18 protein-coding genes are annotated in these 19,510 nt (G+C 70.4%); 13 read left to right on the forward strand and 5 right to left on the reverse strand.

Annotation, left to right across the window (positions count from 1 at the left end; genetic code table 11):
• Window positions 1–36: 36 nt before the first annotated feature.
• On the forward strand, window positions 37–990 hold the full coding sequence (locus EDD90_RS53350) for a hypothetical protein (protein ID WP_123982587.1): 954 nt from the start codon (window positions 37–39) through the stop codon (window positions 988–990).
• Between the two features lie 275 nt (window positions 991–1,265).
• Here the strand turns inward: EDD90_RS53350 and EDD90_RS53355 are convergent, their stop codons facing one another.
• Together EDD90_RS53355 and EDD90_RS53360 are read right to left on the reverse strand one after the other, a co-directional pair.
• The gene (locus EDD90_RS53355) at window positions 1,266–1,835 is read right to left on the reverse strand and encodes a MarR family winged helix-turn-helix transcriptional regulator (RefSeq protein ID WP_007379938.1); all 570 of its coding nucleotides are present in this window, start codon (window positions 1,833–1,835) and stop codon (window positions 1,266–1,268) included.
• Between the two features lie 80 nt (window positions 1,836–1,915).
• Window positions 1,916–2,671: an SDR family oxidoreductase gene (locus EDD90_RS53360; protein ID WP_123982589.1), complete on the reverse strand. Its 756-nt coding sequence runs from the start codon at window positions 2,669–2,671 to the stop codon at window positions 1,916–1,918.
• Window positions 2,672–2,779: 108 nt separating this feature from the next.
• On the opposite strand from EDD90_RS53360, the gene EDD90_RS53365 reads away from it, so the two are divergent.
• From EDD90_RS53365 to EDD90_RS53410, 10 genes are all read left to right on the forward strand, one after another.
• Entirely contained in the window at window positions 2,780–3,403 is a 624-nt protein-coding gene (locus EDD90_RS53365; protein ID WP_007379940.1) for a hypothetical protein, read from the forward strand.
• An 81-nt stretch (window positions 3,404–3,484) separates the two neighbouring features.
• The gene (locus EDD90_RS53370; protein ID WP_260328843.1) at window positions 3,485–5,095 is read left to right on the forward strand and encodes an FAD-binding oxidoreductase; all 1,611 of its coding nucleotides are present in this window, start codon (window positions 3,485–3,487) and stop codon (window positions 5,093–5,095) included.
• A 73-nt stretch (window positions 5,096–5,168) separates the two neighbouring features.
• Complete coding sequence (locus EDD90_RS53375) at window positions 5,169–6,500, forward strand: ABC transporter substrate-binding protein (protein ID WP_185149721.1); 1,332 nt, start codon at window positions 5,169–5,171, stop codon at window positions 6,498–6,500.
• A gap of 33 nt (window positions 6,501–6,533) precedes the next feature.
• Window positions 6,534–7,403, forward strand: coding sequence for a branched-chain amino acid ABC transporter permease (locus tag EDD90_RS53380; RefSeq protein ID WP_115905603.1), 870 nt, complete (start codon window positions 6,534–6,536; stop codon window positions 7,401–7,403).
• A gap of 3 nt (window positions 7,404–7,406) precedes the next feature.
• Window positions 7,407–8,477 (forward strand): branched-chain amino acid ABC transporter permease, encoded by a 1,071-nt coding sequence (locus EDD90_RS53385; protein WP_123982595.1) that lies wholly within the window; start codon window positions 7,407–7,409, stop codon window positions 8,475–8,477.
• Window positions 8,474–9,190: an ABC transporter ATP-binding protein gene (locus EDD90_RS53390; protein ID WP_123982597.1), complete on the forward strand. Its 717-nt coding sequence runs from the start codon at window positions 8,474–8,476 to the stop codon at window positions 9,188–9,190. The genes EDD90_RS53385 and EDD90_RS53390 overlap by 4 nt, the downstream gene beginning before the upstream one ends.
• Window positions 9,187–9,936: an ABC transporter ATP-binding protein gene (locus EDD90_RS53395; RefSeq protein ID WP_099926173.1), complete on the forward strand. Its 750-nt coding sequence runs from the start codon at window positions 9,187–9,189 to the stop codon at window positions 9,934–9,936. Before EDD90_RS53390 ends, EDD90_RS53395 begins: the two co-directional genes overlap by 4 nt.
• The gene (locus EDD90_RS53400; protein ID WP_030944683.1) at window positions 9,933–11,543 is read left to right on the forward strand and encodes an FAD-binding oxidoreductase; all 1,611 of its coding nucleotides are present in this window, start codon (window positions 9,933–9,935) and stop codon (window positions 11,541–11,543) included. The genes EDD90_RS53395 and EDD90_RS53400 overlap by 4 nt, the downstream gene beginning before the upstream one ends.
• 161 nt (window positions 11,544–11,704) lie before the next feature.
• The gene (locus tag EDD90_RS53405; RefSeq protein WP_221305243.1) at window positions 11,705–13,117 is read left to right on the forward strand and encodes an NF041680 family putative transposase; all 1,413 of its coding nucleotides are present in this window, start codon (window positions 11,705–11,707) and stop codon (window positions 13,115–13,117) included.
• A gap of 125 nt (window positions 13,118–13,242) precedes the next feature.
• Window positions 13,243–13,641: a hypothetical protein gene (locus EDD90_RS53410; protein WP_311737287.1), complete on the forward strand. Its 399-nt coding sequence runs from the start codon at window positions 13,243–13,245 to the stop codon at window positions 13,639–13,641.
• Here EDD90_RS53410 and EDD90_RS58790 read toward each other — a convergent pair.
• Together EDD90_RS58790 and EDD90_RS53420 are read right to left on the reverse strand one after the other, a co-directional pair.
• Complete coding sequence (locus tag EDD90_RS58790; protein ID WP_311737288.1) at window positions 13,623–14,225, reverse strand: transposase; 603 nt, start codon at window positions 14,223–14,225, stop codon at window positions 13,623–13,625. The two genes, EDD90_RS53410 and EDD90_RS58790, sit on opposite strands and share 19 nt — an antisense overlap.
• A gap of 250 nt (window positions 14,226–14,475) precedes the next feature.
• Entirely contained in the window at window positions 14,476–15,324 is an 849-nt protein-coding gene (locus EDD90_RS53420; protein ID WP_030944676.1) for an SDR family NAD(P)-dependent oxidoreductase, read from the reverse strand.
• Window positions 15,325–15,471: 147 nt separating this feature from the next.
• Here EDD90_RS53420 and EDD90_RS58310 point away from each other — a divergent pair, with 147 nt between their 5' ends.
• A complete protein-coding gene (locus EDD90_RS58310; protein ID WP_260328844.1) occupies window positions 15,472–16,257 on the forward strand; it encodes a TetR/AcrR family transcriptional regulator in 786 nt (261 codons plus the stop codon).
• A gap of 175 nt (window positions 16,258–16,432) precedes the next feature.
• Here the strand turns inward: EDD90_RS58310 and EDD90_RS53430 are convergent, their stop codons facing one another.
• Window positions 16,433–17,023, reverse strand: coding sequence for a TetR/AcrR family transcriptional regulator (locus tag EDD90_RS53430; protein ID WP_123982601.1), 591 nt, complete (start codon window positions 17,021–17,023; stop codon window positions 16,433–16,435).
• Window positions 17,024–17,128: 105 nt separating this feature from the next.
• Here EDD90_RS53430 and EDD90_RS53435 point away from each other — a divergent pair, with 105 nt between their 5' ends.
• Window positions 17,129–19,354 carry an MMPL family transporter gene (locus EDD90_RS53435; protein ID WP_123982603.1) on the forward strand — a complete coding sequence of 742 codons (2,226 nt, stop codon included), beginning with the start codon at window positions 17,129–17,131 and terminating at the stop codon, window positions 19,352–19,354.
• Window positions 19,355–19,510 lie beyond the last annotated feature (156 nt).

Consider the following 19,510-nt stretch of genomic DNA (forward strand, 5'->3'; position numbering starts at 1 on the left):
AATCACCAGACCCGATCAGGAACCCGAGGAGGACACGTGGCCACCAGGCAGAAACCGCGCAAGTGGATCGACGCCGAGATCGAGGCGCTCGACCCGGACGTCGATCACGCCCGGATCTGGCAGCTCGGCAACGCCTACCGAACCAGCCCGATGATCCTCAACATGGCGGTGTGTCAGGGCTTCCTGCGGCTCGTCGGGCCGGGCAGCGGCGCACGCACACTCGTCCGCGGCGGCACGGGCAAGGTCGTCCTGCACCAGCAGCGTCGTATAGAGGGCACCATGCGCGAGGTGTGGACCTGGTACCTCGGCGAGGGTGCGCACGACCCGCGCGTGCGTGAGTCCGTCGAACGGGTCAACCGGCAGCACGACGCCTGGGCGGGGAAGTACCCCGACGCGATCCTGGACGTACGCCAGTACACGTACACGATCTGCATCCTCGCCGCCGAGCCGCACCGGGTGATGCAGCGGCTCGGCCTGCCCGGCTTCAGCGCCAAGGAGCAGCGGGCCGCTCACCGGCACTGGTCGCAGATCGCCGGGCTGTTCCGTATCGGTTCGGACCAGGGCGTCCCGGTGCCGGCGGACTTCGACGGGATGCTCGCCTTCCTCGCCGACTTCGAGCGCAACGACTACTCGACCGCTCCGGAGAGCAACGTCGTCGCCGAGGCGATGCTGCAGCAGTTCTGCGACCGCTGGTTCCCCCGCCCGTTGCACGGGCTCGGTCGTGCCCTCGTGCTGTCCCTTGCCACCCCGGACCTGCTCGCCGTCCACGGGCTCAAGGGCCCGCGACCGCTCGTGGCCCGGACCCTGCGGCGGACACTGCGCACGCTCATCACCGTCCAGGTCCGGTGGGCGCCCGACCCGGTCGAGGTGGCGCCGATCCGCACCGCGTTCGCCGAGCCCCGCCCGGAGACCCCGATGGGCGGCCGGCTGAAGGCCGCTCTGTCCGGCATGAGGGGAACAACGGCCCGCGCCGGACGGGTCGACGAGTAAGGACGCCTGACGTGTCGGCGGGGACCGGTACACGGTCGTCGGGATCCTCGCCCCGTCCGCACCGGGTCCCGAACTCGACCCCGTGGCGGTCGTCGGCCGGCTACCGTCCCCCGCCGGGCGGTCGCGGGCGGCCTCGCCTCGACCCTTGTGAGGGGCCGCGGCCGGCCTCTACCCGGCGGTCCGTGCTGCCGGGGTCGCTCCGACCGAGGCGGTGGCGACGCCGTCAGCCGACACCGCGCGGCCCGCCGCCTCACCCACCGGTTCGTTGCGAAAGCTCACGCCGTGCTGACGTCACCGTTCACCACTCGGGTGGCGTCCGTGATCGTGCTGACCTCATGCCGACGGATCTTCCGCAGCAGCCGGATCAGAGTGCTGCGCTCGCGGGCGGTCAAGGCTCGGGCCCATTCGGCCTCGCGGGCGTTGTTGCGTGCGAAGAGCTCACCGACCACGTCGTGTCCGTAGTCGGTGAGCTGGATGGTGACGGACCGGCCGTCCTTGTCCGACCTGCTGCGCTGGATGAGTCCCTTGCGTTCCAGGGTGTTGAGCACCGCCGAAACGCTGGCCTGGGAGACGTTGGTCAGCCGGGCGAGCTGCAGCGGGGTCAGTTCGCCGACCGTCTTGACCGCGAACAGGGCACGAAAGCCCGCCCAGGTGAGGCCGGCCGGGCGCTGGACGCTGACCTCGAAGTCCTGCTGGAGTCGTTCAGCCGCTCTTACCAGTCCGAAGATCATGAGCATGGCGTCGATGTCCGCGTCCGGCGCGAAGGATCGTGCGGCCTCGGCGGCCTGGGCGTCGGCCTCGGCGGGATCGCCGGGGATCGGGAGCTGGGACTGGCTCGGCTGCATGAAGGGACTCTGTCCTCACCATTAGGAGAAGTTACTGAGAGGTCTCAGCGTATAGCCGGCTCGCCGCACATCCTGCCCGGTTACGACGCGGTGGCCCCCGCGTCCACAGGCAGAGCCGTCCCCGTCACGAAGGAGGACGCGTCGGAACAGAGCCAGAGCACGGCATCGGCGATCTCCTCCGGTTCGGCGAACCGCTTGATCACCTGGGGGGCTACGGCCTGCGCCTGGAGTTCGGGCGGCAGAGCGGCGGTCATATCGGTGCGGACCGCCGCCGGGCAGACCGCGTTGACCCGGATGTTCCGGTCCGCGCACTCGATGGCGGCGGTCTTGGTCAGACCGATTACGGCATGCTTGCTCGCGGAGTAGGCGGCGCCCTGCGGAAGGCCGGTGAGCCCGGCGAGCGACGCGGTGTTGACGATCGCACCGCCACCCGACGCGGCCATGAGGGGGATCTGCGCCCGCAGCCCGTGCCAGACCCCTTTCAGGTTCACGGCGAGGCAACGGTCGAAGGCCGCCTCGTCGGTGTCGGTGACGCTGCCCTGCACGGCGATACCCGCGTTGTTGTGCGCGAAGTCCAGCCGCCCGTACGTCTCTGCCACGGTCGCCGCGAGTGCGGTGCACTCGTCGGCCTCGGTGACGTCGCACGCGACGAACACTGCCCGCCCGCCGGCCTGCTCGACCAGCCGCACGGTATCCAGTCCGGCGGCGCGTCGGCTGCCCAGATCGGCGACGACGACCGCCGCCCCGGCGCGTCCGAATGCCACGGCGGCGGCTCGTCCGATGCCGCCTGCCGCGCCGGTGACCAGCCCGGCCTTGCCCTTCATGATGATCTCCATGCCTCCGAGACTAGCTCGATGTCTCAGTAATTCACACCCGCCCGGTACCTAGACCTCTAATTAATTGGTTGCTACGTTGAGGCCGCTTCAGAGTGAGAGGAGCGCACCGTGCGCCTCATTCCGGCCGTCGTGCCGCGACTGGACGTCCTGAACGTCCCGCGCGAGGCAGAGCGCCAGCTCGGCCTCGCGACCGATCCCCGTCAACGGGCGATCCTGACCAACTTCCGCCGCCACGCCATGCTGGAGGTGTCCGGCCGGTGGCCGGAGATCCTCGACCCGGATCTGACCGTGCCCCACCCCGTCTACCGCATCGTCGAAGGCGACAACACCGCCGTCTTCGACGGCCATGACGCCGTCGCCGGCTTCTACCGCACGATGACCGACGCCGGACTGAACGTGCTCGTCCCGCTCACCGAGCGCATCGCGGTCGCGGACTGGGGACTGGCCATCGAGTCACTACTGGGGCAGATCGTCCCGGGTGCGCTGATGAAGCCCGCGATGGGCGAGGACGTCGACGACCTCGACGCCCACTACCTCGTCACCCACAAAGTGGCCAACATCTGGCCCTATGACGAGGCCGTCAAGCTGCTCGGCGAACACGTCTACATCGACCGCGCCTCACGCGAGGTCCACCGCATGGATCCAGCGGACGTCGTCACGCCGCAGCAGGCCGCTGACCTGCTGGCACCGTTGCTCGACCCACCTATTGACGTGGGTGTGACCCCGGCGTAGCTTCCAGAAATCGGTTAGATCTCTCAGTATTTTTCTGCACCTCGCGGGTCCGAGCCGGCCCGCATGTCCGGGAGGCCCGACGTGCCTTTCCAGCCACCTTCCCACACCGCCGTCCGCCCGCTCCCCGACGCCGCCGCCAACGCCTTCGTCGAGGCGCTCGGCACGGACGCGGTCCTTACCGCCCCCGGAACCGTCGACGACTTCCGGGACCCCTTCTCCCACCCGGGCTGGAGCGACCACACCGCGGCCGCCGTCGTCATGCCGGCCACCGTCGAAGAGGTCCAGGCGGTCGTCCGCATCGCCGGCGAGCACCGCGTCCCGCTGTGGACCTTCTCCCAGGGCCGCAACAACGCCTACGGCGGACCCGCCCCCCGCGTCCCCGGATCAGTGCAGGTCAGCCTGCGCCGCATGAACCGAGTCCTCGAAGTGAACGAGGAACTGGCCTACGCGGTCGTCGAGCCCGGTGTGCGCTTCTTCGACCTGTACGACCACCTGCGCGCCGGCGGTCACAAGGTCTGGTCCTCCGCCCCCGACCTCGGCTGGGGCAGCGTCATCGGCAACGCCCTCGACCACGGGATCGGATACACCGTCGACGGCGACCACGCCGCCCGGCTGTGCGGCCTGGAGGTCGTCCTGCCCGACGGGAGTCTGCTGCGCACCGGTATGGGCGCGATGTCCGGCAACCGTGCCTGGCACGCCTACCCTCGTGGCTTCGGTCCCACGGCCGACGGTCTGTTCAAGCAGTCCGGACTCTCCATCGTCACCCGGGCGGGAGTGTGGTTGATGCCCGAGCCGGAGTGCTATCTCTCCGGCGGCGTCCAGGTGCCCCGCAAGGAGGACCTGCCCATCCTCATCGACGCGCTTCGCCCCCTCCTGCTGGACCGCACCCTCCAGAACCACCCCGCCATCGGCCATCCGCTCTTTATCGCCTCCGTCATGGACGGCGCACCCACCCGTGCCGAGGTGTACGACGGTCCCGGCCCCGTACCCGAGGAGGCGGTTCTCCGGCTCGCCCGGCAAATGGGCCTCGGCCGCTGGAACATGCGCTTCGCGCTGTACGGCACCGAGGGCATCGTCGACGCCCGCCTCGCCCGGATCAGGAAGGCACTGTCGATCATCCCCGGCGTCCACGTCGTCGGCGAGAAGTTCGCCGGACACGCTGTACACGACACCGCCCGCGATCAGAACGCCCAGGTCCAGGCGGGCATCCCCAGCCTGGACCTGATGCGCGCACTGTCCTGGTACAGCGGCGAGGGAGGCGGCCATCTCGACTTCTCCACCGTCTCACCCCTGCGCGGGCAGGACGTCGTACAGGTGCATGCCCTGCTGGACGACCAGCTGAGCGGCAGCGGGCTGGACTACGACCCCGCCATGATCCTGGGCCAGCGGCACATCACCAACGTCGCCCAGCTCTACTTCAACCCCTGCGACGAGAAGCAGACCGGCGACGCCTACCGGCTCTACCCCGAACTGGTCCGCGCCCTCGCCGGGGCCGGCTACGGCGTCTATCGCACGCACGTCGACTTCATGGACGCCGTCGCCGACACCTTCGACTTCGGCGATCACGCACTGCGCCGCTTCAACGAGCGGCTCAAGAACGCGCTCGACCCGCACGGCATTCTCTCCCCCGGCAAGCAGGGCGTCTGGCCTTCCGGACTGCGCCACCTGCGCGACGTGTCGCCCAGCCGCTGACCCGCTTCCGCCTGCGCGCCCTCTCTCCCTTCCCCTTCGCCCCAGTCGACCACCGTGAGCAACGGAGCCCATTGTGAAGACCAACGGCAATCGCCCGCACAGATCCACGAGCACCCGCGTGCTCACCGTCGCCGCCTGCGCAGCCCTCCTGGCCCTGCTGGCCACCGGCTGCGCCTCCACCGGCACCGACGCCGCCGCGGCCTCCTCCGCGAAGCCGTCCAAGGCCTCCAAGTGCGGCCTCGGCAACGGCAAGACGGCCACCGGGCCGGCCATCAAGCTCGGTGCCATCGTCTCTGACACCCCCGGGCTGAGCTTCACCGACGTCACCGACATGGCGAACGCGTACTTCTCCTGCGTCAACGCCAACGGCGGCATCATCGGCCGCCCCGTGAAACTCGTCGTGGAAAAGGACGCGCTCGACCCGCAGTTGACCGCGTCCCTGGCGACCAAGCTGATAGACACCGAGAAGATCGTCGGCTTCACCGCCAGCAGCAGCGTCCTGGACTGCTCGGTCAACGCCAAGACCTACGAGAAGAAGGCCGTCTACGGTATCGACGCGGGCCTCGCCCTCGACTGCTTCAACTCCCCCGCCATCGCGCCGGTCAACGTCGGCGCAAGTTACAGCGCGCTGGCCACCGCCCAGTACCTGCTCGACAAGGGCGCCAAGAAGCTGGTCGTCTTCACCAGCAACACACCCGGCTCCAACGCCATCAACGCCAGCATCAAGGAGCTCGGCAAGAAGGCTGGCGTCCCGGTCACCGCCTGGGTGGAGAACGTCCCGGTCGCCGACGCCAACGGGCTCGCGCTCAAGGCCGCCCAGGCCGCGGGCGCCGGCGGCGGTGTCGTGGTGAACCTCAACGCGGGTGAGGCTCTGAAGGTGTTCAAGGCAATCGAGCAGCAGGGACTGATCGACCAGGCCATATGGGGCTGCCCGGCGGGCTGCAACGACCAGTCCATGCTCCAGCAACTGGGCAGCGCCTGGGACGGCAAGCTCGGTGTCAACGCCGAGATGAACCTGGCCAGCTCGCCCGGTCCGGACAACCAGCTCTATCTCCAGCTGCGCCGGAAGTACGCCCCGAAGACCCAGCTCGGAAACTTCGGCCAGCTCGGCTTCACCGCCGCACGGATCGCCGTCCAGGCGCTGCTGAGCATCAAGTCCGGCGACTACACCACCGCCACCGTGGGCGCGGCGTTCAAGGGTGTCAAGGACTACCGGTCCGACCTGTACTGCAAGCCTTGGTACTTCGGCACCCAGACGTTCCACACCGCCAACAACACCACCCGGACCATCACTCCGAAGAGCGGTCAGTGGACGCAGACCCAGGACTGCTCCGAGATGCCCGCCCTCCCGAACAACAACTTCGCCAAGATCCGCGCATACGAGAAGCAGATCGGTCTCGGCTGACCGCCGGCGGCTGATCGGAACCGGACGTCTCCCATGCCAAGCCTTCTGCCCTTCCTCGTTCTCGGACTGGCTCTCGGTGGTGTGTTCTCGCTCTCCGGCGTCGGCATCGTGGTGCTGTACCGCACCACCGGAGTGCTCTATCTGGCGGGCGGAGCGGTCGGCGCCGTCGGTGCCTTCACCGCCTGCTCCTTGGCCACCACCGCGGGCCTGTCCGTCTGGCCCGCGGCCGCACTCGGCGTGGCGCTGTCGGCGGCGATCACCCTGGTGTACGGCCTGCTCCTCGGTCCCCGGCTCGCTCAGCGCGAACCGCTGGTCAAGGCCGCGGCCACGCTCGGTCTGACGCTCGTCCTGCTGGGCACCATGTCCTGGATCTGGGGCGCGCAGACCTACTCCCTCTCCCTGCCCACGACCGCCTGGGGCATCGTCCTCGGCACCGTGCACGTCAACGGCACCCAGCTGATCAGCCTGGCGCTCGGCCTGCTGCTCACCGCCGTCACCGCGGTGTTCCTGGACCGCACGGCGCTGGGCACGGCGATGCGCGCGCTGGCCGACGACCGGGAGAGCAGCGCGCTGCTGGGCGTACCGGTGCGCCGGGTGGAGGCGGCCGCCTGGCTGGGTTCCGGCGTCGTCTTCGGCGTGGCGGGGATCGTGCTGTCCAACCTGGTCGGCCTCGACATCAACGGTCTGACGTTCCTGATCATCTCCGGGCTGGCCGCCGCCCTCGTCGGACGGCTGGAGTCGCTGTGGACCACGCTGGCTGCCGGCCTCGTCATCGGGGTCGCCCAGTCCCTGCTCACTCCCGTGGCGAGCCTGTCCTCCTACCGGTCCATGACGCCGTTCCTGGTGGCGATAGCGGTCGTGCTGGTCATGGCCGTCCGCCGCCCGTCACAGACAAGGGTCTGACGAATGAACGTCCTCGAAGACGCGCACCGCACCACCGCACCGGACCATGCGCGGCACCCGACGGCGGCCATCGGGCACAGGCTGCGGCAGCCCCTGTCGGCGGCGGCCTGGCCGGCCGCTGTGGCGGCGGCCGCGCTCCTGCTGCCGCTGTTCACCAGCCCGTACTGGATCCAGGTTCTCACCGCCGCGGCGGTGTTCTCGGTCGCGGCCCTGGGTCTGAGCGTGCTGTACGGGCGGGTCGGGCTGATCTCACTGGGCCAGATCGCGATGCTCGCAGTCGGCGGCTGGACCGCGGAACGGCTGGGCCAGACCGGTGCGTTGCCGTTCTGGCTGGTACTGCTGGCCACCGGTGTGGTGACCGGACTGATCGGAATCGTCATCGGGCTCCCCGCCCTGCGGCTGTCCGGCCTGTACCTGGCCCTGATCACCCTCATGCTGGCCGCTGCGGTCACCATCGTGCTGACCAACACCAACTTCCCCAACGGCGGACCCGGCTTCCTCGGCTACGACCCCGTGAAATCCGGCACCGTGCCGCTGGCCCGGCCCGCCGTCGCCGCCGGCGACACCGCCTACTTCCGTTACACGGTCGTGGTCTGTGTCCTGATGTTCCTGCTGGCCATCGCCCATACCCGGGGCAGGCCGGGCAGGGCCTGGGCGGCGATCCGGCAGAGCGAGCACGCGGCGGTGGCCGCCGGGATCAACGTCACCCTGTACAAGCTGTGGGCCTTCGCCCTGGCGTGCTTCATGACCGGTGTGGCCGGGGCCCTGCTGGCGGCCAGCGCGGGCGGGCTGACGGTCTACCAGTTCCCCCCACAGGAGTCGATCACTCTGCTGGCCGCCCTGCTGATGGCGGGCATGTACCACTTCGCCGGAGCCGTCGTGGCAGGGCTGATGCTGAAGGCGATGCCCGCCCTGCTCGACACCTGGGGGGTCAGCGGCAACGTCCTGCTGATCGTCTTCGGGGTGGGCCTCGTGCAGACACTGGTCACCTCGCCGGAGGGCATCGCCGGCCAGATGAGCCGGGACCTGGCCCGGCTGGGTGCCCGGGTCGGGATGCGGAGGACCACGTCATGATCGAGATCAGGGAGCTGACCGTACGCTTCGGCGGCGTCACCCCCATCCAGGCCATGGATCTGACGCTGCCCGGCGGCGCCTGCGGCCTGATCGGCCCCAACGGCGCCGGCAAGACCACCTTCTTCAACGTACTCAGCGGCTTCGTCACCCCGGCGACCGGCCGCGTCCTGGCATTCGGTGACGACCTGCTGGCCCTGCCGGGCCACCGCCGAGCCCGCTGGGGGCTGCGCCGCACTTTCCAGACCGAGCAGGCGATCGAGCAACTGTCGGTGTACGACAACGTGGCCATGGTCCACGAGCACACCGGGGGCCACCGCCGCGACCGCCACCGCGACGTGCTCACCGCCCTGGACTTCGTCGGCCTTTCCGTCAGCCCCACGGCCCCGGTCGGCGCCCTGGGCGCGGGGGAACGACGGCTGGTCGAGCTCGCCCGTGCGGTCGTCGGCCGCCCCCGCGTGGTCCTGCTCGACGAGCCCGCCGCGGGGCTGCCGGACGAGGAGACGGGCCGGATCGGTGCCGTGATCCGCCGCATCCCGGCGGAGCTGGACGCCATGACCGTACTGGTCGACCACGACATGAGCCTGGTGTCTGCCTGCTGCGACGTCACCGCCGTGCTCGACTTCGGCCGGATCGTCGCCGCCGGTCCCACCCAGGAGGTCCTGCGCGACGAGCATGTCGTGCGGGCCTACCTCGGTACCGAGGAGGTCGCATGACCGTCACCACCGCGCCCGCGCTGCACGTCGAAGAGCTCCGTGTCGCACGCGGAACCCGGACCGTGCTGCACGACGTACGTCTCGACATCCCCGCCGGAGAGGTCACCGCTCTCCTCGGCCCCAACGGCGCGGGCAAGTCCACCCTGGTCCTCGCGCTCGGCGGCATCCTGCGCCCCACCGGCGGGCGCCTCCTGCTCGGCGAGCGCGAGCTGACGGGACGCCGGCCCGAGAAGGTGCGGGCGGCCGGGGTGGCAGTCGTACCCGAAGGACGGCGGCTGCTGCCCAGCCTGACCGTCCGTGACAACCTGCACGCCGCGGTCTACTCCCTCGGCCGCGAGGCCCGCCGGACCGGAGTCGAGTACGCGCTGGAGCTCTTCCCCGAGCTGAGGCAACGCTGGCACACCCCCGCCCGTGCCCTGTCCGGCGGGCAGCAGCAGATGGTCGTCCTGGCCCAGGCACTCGCCTCCCGGCCGTCCGTGCTGGTCGTGGACGAGCTGTCGCTGGGCCTGGCGCCGGTCGTGGTGAAGCGTCTGATGCCGGTCCTGGCCGACGTCGCCGCCGCCGGCACGGCCGTCCTGCTCATCGAGCAGTTCGCACACGTCGCCCTCGCCCTGGCCACCACCGCCCACATCCTGGAAGGCGGCCGCATCCGCTTCAGCGGCACGGCACAGGAGCTCAAGGACAACCCCGACAAGCTGAGCGCCGCGTACCTGCTGCGCACGAACGCCGAGGACTCCCCGTCATGACCCGACCGCCCCTCTCCGCCGACGCCCTAGCCGCTCTCTCCGCCGCCCTCGGCCCGGAGCATGTCCTGCACCGCCCCGAGGACCTGCTGCCGTACCGCGATCCCTACGCCCACGCCTCCTGGCAGGAGCACATCCCCTCCGCTGTCGTCTCACCCGCGACCGTCGAGGAGGTCCAGGCCGTCGTCCGGATCGCCGGCGAACACAGCCTGCCGCTGTGGACGTTCTCCCAGGGCCGCAACAACGGATACGGCGGTCCGGCCCCGGCCACCACCGGCTCGGTCTCGGTCAGCCTGCGTCGCATGAACCGCATCCTGGAACTGGACGAAGACCTCGCGTACTGCGTGGTCGAGCCCGGTGTGCGCTTCTTCGACCTCTTCGAGGAGATCCGGCGGCGCGGCCTCGCCCTGTGGCCCTCCATCCCCGACCTCGGCTGGGGCAGCGTCATCGGCAACTGCCTCGATCACGGCGTCGGCTTCACCCCGCTCGGCGACCACCCCGGCCGCCAGAGCGGCATGGAGGTCGTCCTCGCCGACGGCTCCCTGCTGCGTACCGGCATGGGCGCCATGAAGGGCAACCCGTCCTGGCCCGTCCGCAAGCCCGGCTTCGGTCCGTCGGCCGACGGGATGTTCATGCAGTCCAACTACGGCATCGTCACCAAGATGGGCTGCTGGCTCGTACCGCAGCCCGAGGTGTACATGTCCTGCGACGTGCGGGTCGATCGCGAGGAGGACATCGTCGCCCTCGTCGACACCGTCCGCCCGCTGCTCCTGGACCGCACCATCCCCAACTACCCCATCGCGTACAACACGATGCTCGTCGGCGGCGCGCTCAGCGGTGTCCCCCGCGAGTACTGGTACCGGGGAGAGGGCGCGCTTCCGGAGGAGGCCATCGACCGTATAGCCCGCGAGACGGACACGGGCCGCTGGTACATGCGCTTCGCCCTGTACGGCCACGCGGAAATCGTGGAGCAGCAGTACGAGATCTGCCGCCGCGCCTTCGAGGCCATCCCCGGCGCCCGCCTCACCGCTCGCGCATACGACGGCGCCACCGCCGTCGACCGGCTCACGGCGCCCGCCGAACCCATCCCGGACGGCCCGGCCGCCGCCCTGCCGCGCATCCGGCACCAGTCCGACACCACCCAGGCCGGCGTCCCCACGCTCGACCTGCTGGACAACCTCAGCTGGGACGAACACGGCGTGGGCGGCCACCTCGACTATTCCCCCGTCGCCCCGCTCACCGGCGAGGAGGCGCTGGAGCAGAACCGCTGGCTGCGCTCCGCCCTCGCGGCCGAAGGCCTGGACTACGCCACCTCCCTGATGCTCACCCCGCGCGCCTTCGTCAACATCACCTCGTTGTGGTTCAACACGGCCGACGCGGCGCAGACCCGGCACGCGTACGACGTGATCGGCCGGCTCATCCCGGAAGGCGCCCGCCGCGGCTACGGCGTCTACCGCACACACCTGCGCCACATGGACGCTGTCGCCGACACCTTCGACTTCGGCGGCCACGCCCAGCGCCGCTTCAACGAAGCCGTCAAGGACTGCCTCGACCCGCAGGGCATCTTCTCGCCCGGCAAGCAGGGGATCAGGGCGCGGGCGCTGCGCTGAGCTTGGCATTTATCCTCGCTGGTCACTCGACCTGCTGATCTTGGTGTGTTCCTGAGACAGCAGGGCGGCCGTTCTTCACGCTTCGAGGTGTCGAGCAACGTCGCGTGAAGGAACGGCCGCTGGTGAAGAGTCTTGCCGCTGAACAGTCTGCTGAGGCCGCGTTGGGCATCCTGTCCCACTTTCGTGTCCAGTTCTACGACTGCCTTTACAGCCGTGCGGATGCGCTCTTCGAGCTCACCGACGCAGTGCTGTGTGCCGATGGTCCGGTCACCTCGCTGGTCGAGCTGACGCTCACGGCCGAGCACCGGCGCGGGCACGGGGCGATGTACGACGCGGTCAACCACGGCTGGCTGGAGCCGCGCCGCCTGCGCAGGCTGCTGGCCTCCACCCCGCTGCCGCGTGCCGCCGACGGGCGGATCGTCCTCGCCGTGGACGTGAGCAACTGGCTGCGCCCTGATGCCCCGACCAGTCCGGAGTTGCTGTTCTGCCATGTCTACGGGCGGGGCCGCAGCGCCGATCAGTTCATCCCCGGCTGGCCCTACTCCTTCGTGGCCGCTCTGGAAACAGGACGGACCTCCTGGACAGCCGTGCTGGACGCGATCCGGCTCGGGCCGGCCGACGACGCCACCGCAATCACCGCCGCCCAGCTGCGTGAGGTGGTCACCCGGCTGGTGCACGCCGGGCAGTGGCGGCCGGGCGATGAGGACATCCTCGTCGTCATGGACTCCGGCTACGACGTGACCCGCCTCGCCTACGTCCTGGCCGACCTGCCCGTCGAGCTGGTCGGCCGGCTGCGCTCGGACCGGGTCATGCTCCGGGATGCCGGGCCGCGTCGCTCCACCCCGCGTGGCGGGCAGCCCCGCAAGCACGGCGGGGTCCTCACCTTCTCCAACCCGGAGTCCTGGCACACCCCTGACCAGGCCACGACGTGCGACACCACCCGCTACGGCACGGCCGAAGCCCTCGCCTGGGACCGGATGCACCCCCGATTGCAGGCCCGTGGCCCCTGGCTCGACCACTGCGGTGAACTCCCTTTGATCCACGGCACGTTGATCCGTCTGAAGGTCGAGTACCTGCCTGGTGACCGCGACCCCAAGCCGGTGTGGCTGTGGTCCTCGCGCACCGGCATGACCGGCGAGGACGTCGACGTCCGCTGGCAGGCGTTCCTCCGCAGATTCGATCTTGAACATACCTTCCGGCTGTTCAAGCAGACCCTCGGCTGGACTGTCCCCAAGGTCCGCGATCCACACACGGCCGACCTGTGGACCTGGCTGATCATCGCCGCCCACACCCAACTCCGCCTTGCCCGGCCCCTCGCCGAGGACCTCCGCCGCCCCTGGGAACGGCCCTCCGAGCCGCGCCGGCTCACCCCTGCCCGGGTCCGCCGGGGGTTCCGCCACCTCCGCGTGAAAACCGCCCGTCCCGCCGACGTGCCCAGACCCTCCAAGCCAGGGCCCGGACGCCCACTCGGCTCGAAGAACCGCAGGCCAGCCCCACGTCACGAGCCGGGGAAGACCGTGAAACGAATCGAAACCCTCACCGAACACGTCCGCCTGAAACAGCAGCGAGGTTAATGATCAAGCTGAGAAGCCGTTGTCGTACCGAACTTAATGGGTGTGTTTCCGCAGCTCAGGCATGATGTCGGTGTTGGCGAGGCAGGCTCGGCGGGTCGGGTTGCCTCGTGGGTGAAGGCGCCAAGATGGCGTCGGTCGTGGGTCTGCTGGAGGAGCGGGAGCTGGCCGCGCGTGAGCGGGTGGAGGGGCTGCGGGAGGAAGCAGACCGGGTGCTCGCCGCACTCGCCGAGGCGGAGACGGACTGGCAGGAATGGCTGATCACGCGTCAGCGGGTCGGTGAGGTCCTGTCCGCGCCGAGGCCCGTGGAAGCCGGACTCGAGGGCCCGGCATCGGCCGAGGAACCTTGCGTGTCGGAGCCGGTGTCCGTCCCGGACGCGCCCGCTGCCGTGCCGTCGCGGGTGGCTCGTGCGGGTTCGGTCGTCCCGGTGTGGCGGCCCGCGTTGTCGGCGGAAACGTACTGGCCCTGGGCTACCGGCGCATCCTGTCCGTGCTGGCCGAACGCCGGTCAGACAGGGATAGGGTGATGACGTGTCAGGAGATCGTCGCCGCACTGGGGCTGGCGCCGGTCCCGGCCAGTGTGGAGGGCGTGCGCTCGAAGATGAAGCGGCTGGCGGATCGGGGCTGGGCCGTCGATCCGACCCCGGGCCGGTTCACGCTCGCCGCCGGGCGCGGCGGTGACCAGCACGGCCAGCAGCAGGCCGAGGCAGTCGACCACGATGTGGCGCTTGCGACCGGGGACCTTCTTCGCGCCGTCGTATCCGCGTGAGGACGCCGGCACCGTGGCCGCCGCGCGCAGGGACTGCGCGTCGATCACCGCGGCGGTCGGCTCCGGGTCGCGGCCGGCGTCCTCGCGGACCATGCCCCGCAGCCGGTCGTGGAACTCAGCCGGCAGGCCCCGCGCGCGCCACCGCCGCGCGAAGGCGTAGACCCGGTGCCAGGCGGGGAAGTCCGCCGGCATCGCCCTCCACTTGATGCCGTTGTCGACCAGGGAGCGCACGGCGTCCGACATCTGCCGGTGGCAGTAGCCCTCCGGCTGCCCGCCCCGTCCCTGCAGCCACGGCGGCACGGGCATCGCGTCCCGCACGATGACCCACTCGGTGTCCGTCATGTCCAAGTCGTAGCCGCGCGCACGGTCCGGACGGTCGCCCGCATTCCCGAACCGGTGAGCGAGGCAATCACACGACCGGGTAGCCGAGTTGGACGGCACGGGCATAGGAACGCAAGACTGCGACACAGGGCCTCCTGGCCGGCTCGTTTGGACTTCGACAATCCCGAGCTGGACAGGAGGCCCTGCCTTCATGCGCGAACCGGCTGGAGATCACCCGACCGAGTCACCTCAATCGAACCGATGCCCACCACTAGGCCGCCTCGGGAAGCGGGAAGCTGCGGCGCATCAGGGCGTCGAAGGCGGCGTCGGGGAGCAGGCGCTTGGCCAGCATGGTGGCGCGGGCGAGCGCGCCGATCGCGTACCGGGCGCGGGGCTTGGCGGTGGTGGCGGCGCGGACGATCACCTTGGTGGCGGCCTCGGCGGGGACGGCGCCGCTGCGGCGGGTGAAGGCGTGGTTGGCGTACATGTCGGCGAGCTTGGCGCGGAAGCCGGCGTACGGGTCGGCGGCGTCCGTGGCGGGAGCCATGGTGCCGACCGCGGTGCCGCTGAACTCGGTGATGGTGGGCCCGGGTTGGACGACGACGACCTCGATGCCGAAAGGCGCGACCTCCAGGCGCAGCGAGTCGCTGATCGCCTCCACGGCGTGCTTGCTGGCGTGGTAGAAGGCGCCGCCGGGAGGGGAGAAGCGGCCGGCCATGGAGGAGAGGTTGATGATCCGGCCGTGCCCGGCGCGGCGCATGCCCGGCAGCACCAGCTGGGCCATCCGGACCAGGCCGAAGACGTTGGTGTCGAACTGGGCGCGGACCTCGGCCGGGGTGGCGGACTCCACGGGCAGGTGCAGCCCGAATCCGGCATTGTTGATCAGGATGTCGACGCTGCCGTGCTCGGCCTCGACGGCGGCCACCGCGTCGGCCATCGACTGCTCGTCGGTGACGTCGAGCGGCAGGGTGGACATGCCGAGCGCAGCCAGGTCGGCCAGGGTCTCGGGGCGGCGAGCAGTGGCGTACACGCGGTGGCCGAGCCGGTGCAGGGCCAGCGCGGCCTGCCGGCCCATGCCGGAGGAGCAGCCGGTGATCAGGATGGTCCGGGTCGGGGTCATGGGGTGGCCTTTCGGTGCAGGAGGTCCCAGATGCGGCTTTGGCGCGGTCCAGGTCATCGGTGGGGAGGGAGTCGAGGCCGCCGGGGCGGGCGAGTTTCATCCTAAGCTAAGTTTGCAGCGGACTGCAACATTGCGGTGGGCTGTAACTTGCGGGCATTCCGAGAGCCAGGTCTGCGGGAGCGCGGTAAGGCAAGGCGCAGCGAGGCGGTCATCCGTGCCGCCTTCGAGTTGTTCGCCGAGCAGGGCTACGACGCCACGACGGTCGCCGAGATCGCGGAACGGGCCGAGGTCTCGCCGCGCACGGTGGCCATGTACTTCCGCTCCAAGCAGGACATCGCCATGTCCAAGTTCAGCGAGGGCGCGGACCGGCTGACCGAGGCGATGCGCAACCGGAGCCCCGACGAGCGTGCGGTGGACGTCCTCGGGCGGTGGCTGCTGGCGGAACACGAGTCGGGCGACGACGAGATGGTCGAACTGGAACGCCGCATGTTCGTCGCCAACCCCGAACTGGCTGCGCTGCGGACGGCACGGATGGACGCCGCCATCCGCGAATCGACCAGAGTCGTCGCCGAGGATCTCGGCGTCGCCCCGGAGACCGTCGGGCCATCATCACCGAGCCGTACCGCTGCGCACCACACCGCGCGGACACCGCACCAGCCCCGCCCCGCCGCGCTCCAGCTCACCCGGGCGACGCCGACCGGCCGCACCACCGGACGCCGGCAGCGCACCCCGCCCCCGGCACGTGAACCACCCCCAGTGACCCCCGGCCCGCAGCCCTGCTCCCGCTGGTCGATTCCCGGGCCCCCAGACACACCCCGGACCCGGCCCACACCCCACCCCGCGTTCCGCCTCGCCTTCGCGATCCCCGCGGCCCTGGCGCTCCTACCCCTGGTGACCGCTCGCGCTTTCGCCCACGGGGTGCACCACTCCTGAAAGTGCGGAGAGCCGGCGTGCGGTGCCAAGGCCGCGGCAGGCAACCTTCGCCCCGTCGCGACGCTTCCCCCGGCCCCAAGGGGGCGGGAGGTGCCCCCCATGCACGCTCGCCCAGCCTTCGGCCGGGAGGTGCCCCCTTCGCCGCAACTGGCCGAAAACCCAAGGACACCCGGCGCTAGCCGGCGTCCCGAGGAAGGGACTCGATCGCCGCCTCAATGAGGCGCAGGGCGACCACCGCGGCCTGTTCGAGGTCGGACTCCTGGGTGCCGGTGAAGAGCTCGATGATGATGGCGGTCGCCGCGACGGCCACCATCCGGGGCCCGACGGTCTCCGGGGCGACGCCGAGATCCTCGGCGACGACTCTGGTCGATTCGCGGATGGCGGCGTCCATCCGTGCCGTCCGCAGCGCAGCCAGTTCGGGGTTGGCGACGAACATGCGGCGTTCCAGTTCGACCATCTCGTCGTCGCCCGACTCGTGTTCCGCCAGCAGCCACCGCCCGAGGACGTCCACCGCACGCTCGTCGGGGCTCCGGTTGCGCATCGCCTCGGTCAGCCGGTCCGCGCCCTCGCTGAACTTGGACATGGCGATGTCCTGCTTGGAGCGGAAGTACATGGCCACCGTGCGCGGCGAGACCTCGGCCCGTTCCGCGATCTCGGCGACCGTCGTGGCGTCGTAGCCCTGCTCGGCGAACAACTCGAAGGCGGCACGGATGACCGCCTCGCTGCGCCTTGCCTTACCGCGCTCCCGCAGACCTTGCTTCACCATGGCGCCAAGATTACTGCAAAATTACAGCTCCTCGCAATATTGCAGCGCACTGCAAATTTAGCTTAGGCTGCAGTCGTCTCGACGGATCGGCGACAGGGAACAGTCATGGCTGGAAAGTTGTACGCACTTGGCCGGTGGGCGGCGCGCCGCCGGCGCTGGGTGGTGGCGGGCTGGCTGCTGTTGCTCGCGGTGGTGGGCGGGCTCGGGATCACCCTCCACGGGAACCTCTCCACACAGTTCAGCGTGCCGGGGATCGAGGCGCAGCGGGCCACGGACCTGCTGAAGAAGGAGTTTCCGGAAGCTGCCGGCGCCGACGCACGCGTGGTGTTCGCCGCACCGCCCGGTGCCACGCTGCTCAGCGGGAAGGAGCAGGCCGCGATCGCCTCGAGCCTGCACAACGCCGCCTCGGTGCCCGGGGTGATCTCCGTGTCCGACCCGGTGACGGGCCAGACGATGTCCGCCGACCACACGATCGGCTTCGCCGACGTCCAGTTCGCCAAGGCGGCAGGAGAGGTGCCGAAGTCCGCCACCGATGCGCTGATCTCAGCGATGGGACCGGCCCGGGACGCCGGCCTCACGGTCGAGTACGACGGCTCGGCGATGGATCCGACCGTCTCGGTGAGCGGCCCCGCCGAGATCATCGGGATCGTCGTCGCGTTCCTCGTACTCGCCCTCGCCCTCGGGTCGCTGGTCGCGGCCGGACTGCCCATGGTCACCGCCTTCGTCGGAGTGGCGATCGGCGTTCTGGGCGTCGAGTTCGTGGCCGGGTTCGTCCAGATGACCGAGACCGCGACCACCCTGGCGCTGATGATCGGCCTGGCCGTCGGCATCGACTACGCCCTGTTTCTGGTGTCCCGCCACCGCGAGCAGCTGGCCTGCCAGGGTGACGACGAGCTCGACGTGCAGGACTCGATCGGTCGCGCCACCGCCACCGCGGGCAGCGCCGTGGCGTTCGCCGGCCTCACGGTGATCATCGCGCTGGCGGCCCTGTCGGCCACCGGCATCCCGTTCCTGACCGTCATGGGCCTGGCCGCGGCCTTCACCGTGCTCCTCGCCGTCCTGGTCTCGCTCACCCTCGTGCCGGCCGTGCTGGCCTTCGCCGGTGAACGGCTGCGCCCCCGCGCCAAGCAGCGCCGCTCCCGGAGCGCACGCCCCGACTCCGCCGGGGCGTGGGGCCTGGCCTGGGCACGCATGATCATCCGCCGGCCCGTCGCCGCCCTGCTCGTCTGCCTGGCGGCTCTCGGAACCGTCGCGCTGCCGGTCGGCCACCTGCGTCTCGGCCTGCCCGGCAGCGAGACCCAACCCGTCGCCAGCACCCAGCACCGCGGCTACGACCTGCTCGGCCAGGGACTCGGGCCGGGCTACAACGCCACCGTCACCGTCGCCGTCGACACCGCCCGCGTCCCGGACGCCCAGCGCACCGCGCTCCTCGACAACCTGGCCGACACGCTGCGGGGCGACACCGGCGTCGCCGCCGTCGCCCCGCCGGTGACCAACCAGGCCGGCACGGTCTCCCTCCTCAGCGTCATCCCCACAACCGGACCGGACGACCAGGCCACCACCGACCTGGTGCACCGGATGCGCGACAACGACAAGCAAGCCGTCACCCAGGCCGGCGGCGTCATGTACGTCACCGGCACCACCGCCACCGCTATCGACGTCTCCGCCAAACTGGCCGACGCACTGCCCCTGTTCATCGCCATCATCACCATCCTGGCCATCGTCCTGCTGACCATCGCCTTCCGGTCACTGCTGGTCCCCCTCAAGGCCGTACTCGGCTTCCTGCTGTCCACCGCGGCCAGCCTCGGCTTCGCCGTCTGGGTCTTCCAGGACGGCAACCTCACCGACGCCTTCGGAGTCGCCGCCGCCGCACCCGTGGTGGCCTTCCTCCCCGTCCTGCTCGTCGGAGTGCTCTTCGGCCTCGCCATGGACTACGAGGTCTTCCTGATCAGCCGCATGCGCGAACACTTCGAGCACACCGGCGACGCCCGCGAAGCCGTCGCCCACGGCGTGGCCAGGAGCGGACGCGTGGTCGTCGCCGCCGCACTGATCATGATGGTCGTCTTCGGCGGGTTCATCTTCACCGACGACCCCGTCATCAAGTCGATCGCCTTTTCCCTCGCCTTCGGCGTGCTCTTCGACGCCTTCGTCGTCCGCCTGACCATCGTCCCCGCAGTTATGGCCCTGCTCGGACACCGTGCCTGGTGGCTCCCCCGCTGGCTCGACCGCGTACTGCCCGACGTCGACATCGAAGGCGCCCGCCTGCCCGCTCCCACACCGACCGCCAACACCCCGGCGACCAACCCGGTCCGGCAGCTCGACCACGTCTGACCCGAACACCCGCTGACGCGCGGCATGACGGTGCGTCAGCGGGTGCTCCCGGCTGCGGCCTCGCGCGGTCAGCCGCCGCGACCCTCGAATCCCCACTGGCCGAACGCCGGTCAGACAGGCACAGGGTGATGTCGTGTCAGGAGATCGTCGCCTCAC

Source organism: Streptomyces sp. Ag109_O5-1, from assembly GCF_003814875.1.
Taxonomy (GTDB): domain Bacteria; phylum Actinomycetota; class Actinomycetes; order Streptomycetales; family Streptomycetaceae; genus Streptomyces; species Streptomyces sasae.

Coding starts and splice junctions, on each gene's coding strand:
- EDD90_RS53355 (WP_007379938.1), bottom strand. CDS start 1,835: ATGCAGCCGAGCCAGTCCCAGCTCCCGATCCCCGGCGATCCCGCCGAG.
- EDD90_RS53360 (WP_123982589.1), bottom strand. CDS start 2,671: ATGGAGATCATCATGAAGGGCAAGGCCGGGCTGGTCACCGGCGCGGCA.
- EDD90_RS53380 (WP_115905603.1), top strand. CDS start 6,534: ATGCCAAGCCTTCTGCCCTTCCTCGTTCTCGGACTGGCTCTCGGTGGT.
- EDD90_RS53385 (WP_123982595.1), top strand. CDS start 7,407: ATGAACGTCCTCGAAGACGCGCACCGCACCACCGCACCGGACCATGCG.
- EDD90_RS53390 (WP_123982597.1), top strand. CDS start 8,474: ATGATCGAGATCAGGGAGCTGACCGTACGCTTCGGCGGCGTCACCCCC.
- EDD90_RS53395 (WP_099926173.1), top strand. CDS start 9,187: ATGACCGTCACCACCGCGCCCGCGCTGCACGTCGAAGAGCTCCGTGTC.
- EDD90_RS53400 (WP_030944683.1), top strand. CDS start 9,933: ATGACCCGACCGCCCCTCTCCGCCGACGCCCTAGCCGCTCTCTCCGCC.
- EDD90_RS53410 (WP_311737287.1), top strand. CDS start 13,243: ATGGCGTCGGTCGTGGGTCTGCTGGAGGAGCGGGAGCTGGCCGCGCGT.
- EDD90_RS58790 (WP_311737288.1), bottom strand. CDS start 14,225: ATGACGGACACCGAGTGGGTCATCGTGCGGGACGCGATGCCCGTGCCG.
- EDD90_RS53420 (WP_030944676.1), bottom strand. CDS start 15,324: ATGACCCCGACCCGGACCATCCTGATCACCGGCTGCTCCTCCGGCATG.
- EDD90_RS53430 (WP_123982601.1), bottom strand. CDS start 17,023: ATGGTGAAGCAAGGTCTGCGGGAGCGCGGTAAGGCAAGGCGCAGCGAG.
- EDD90_RS53435 (WP_123982603.1), top strand. CDS start 17,129: ATGGCTGGAAAGTTGTACGCACTTGGCCGGTGGGCGGCGCGCCGCCGG.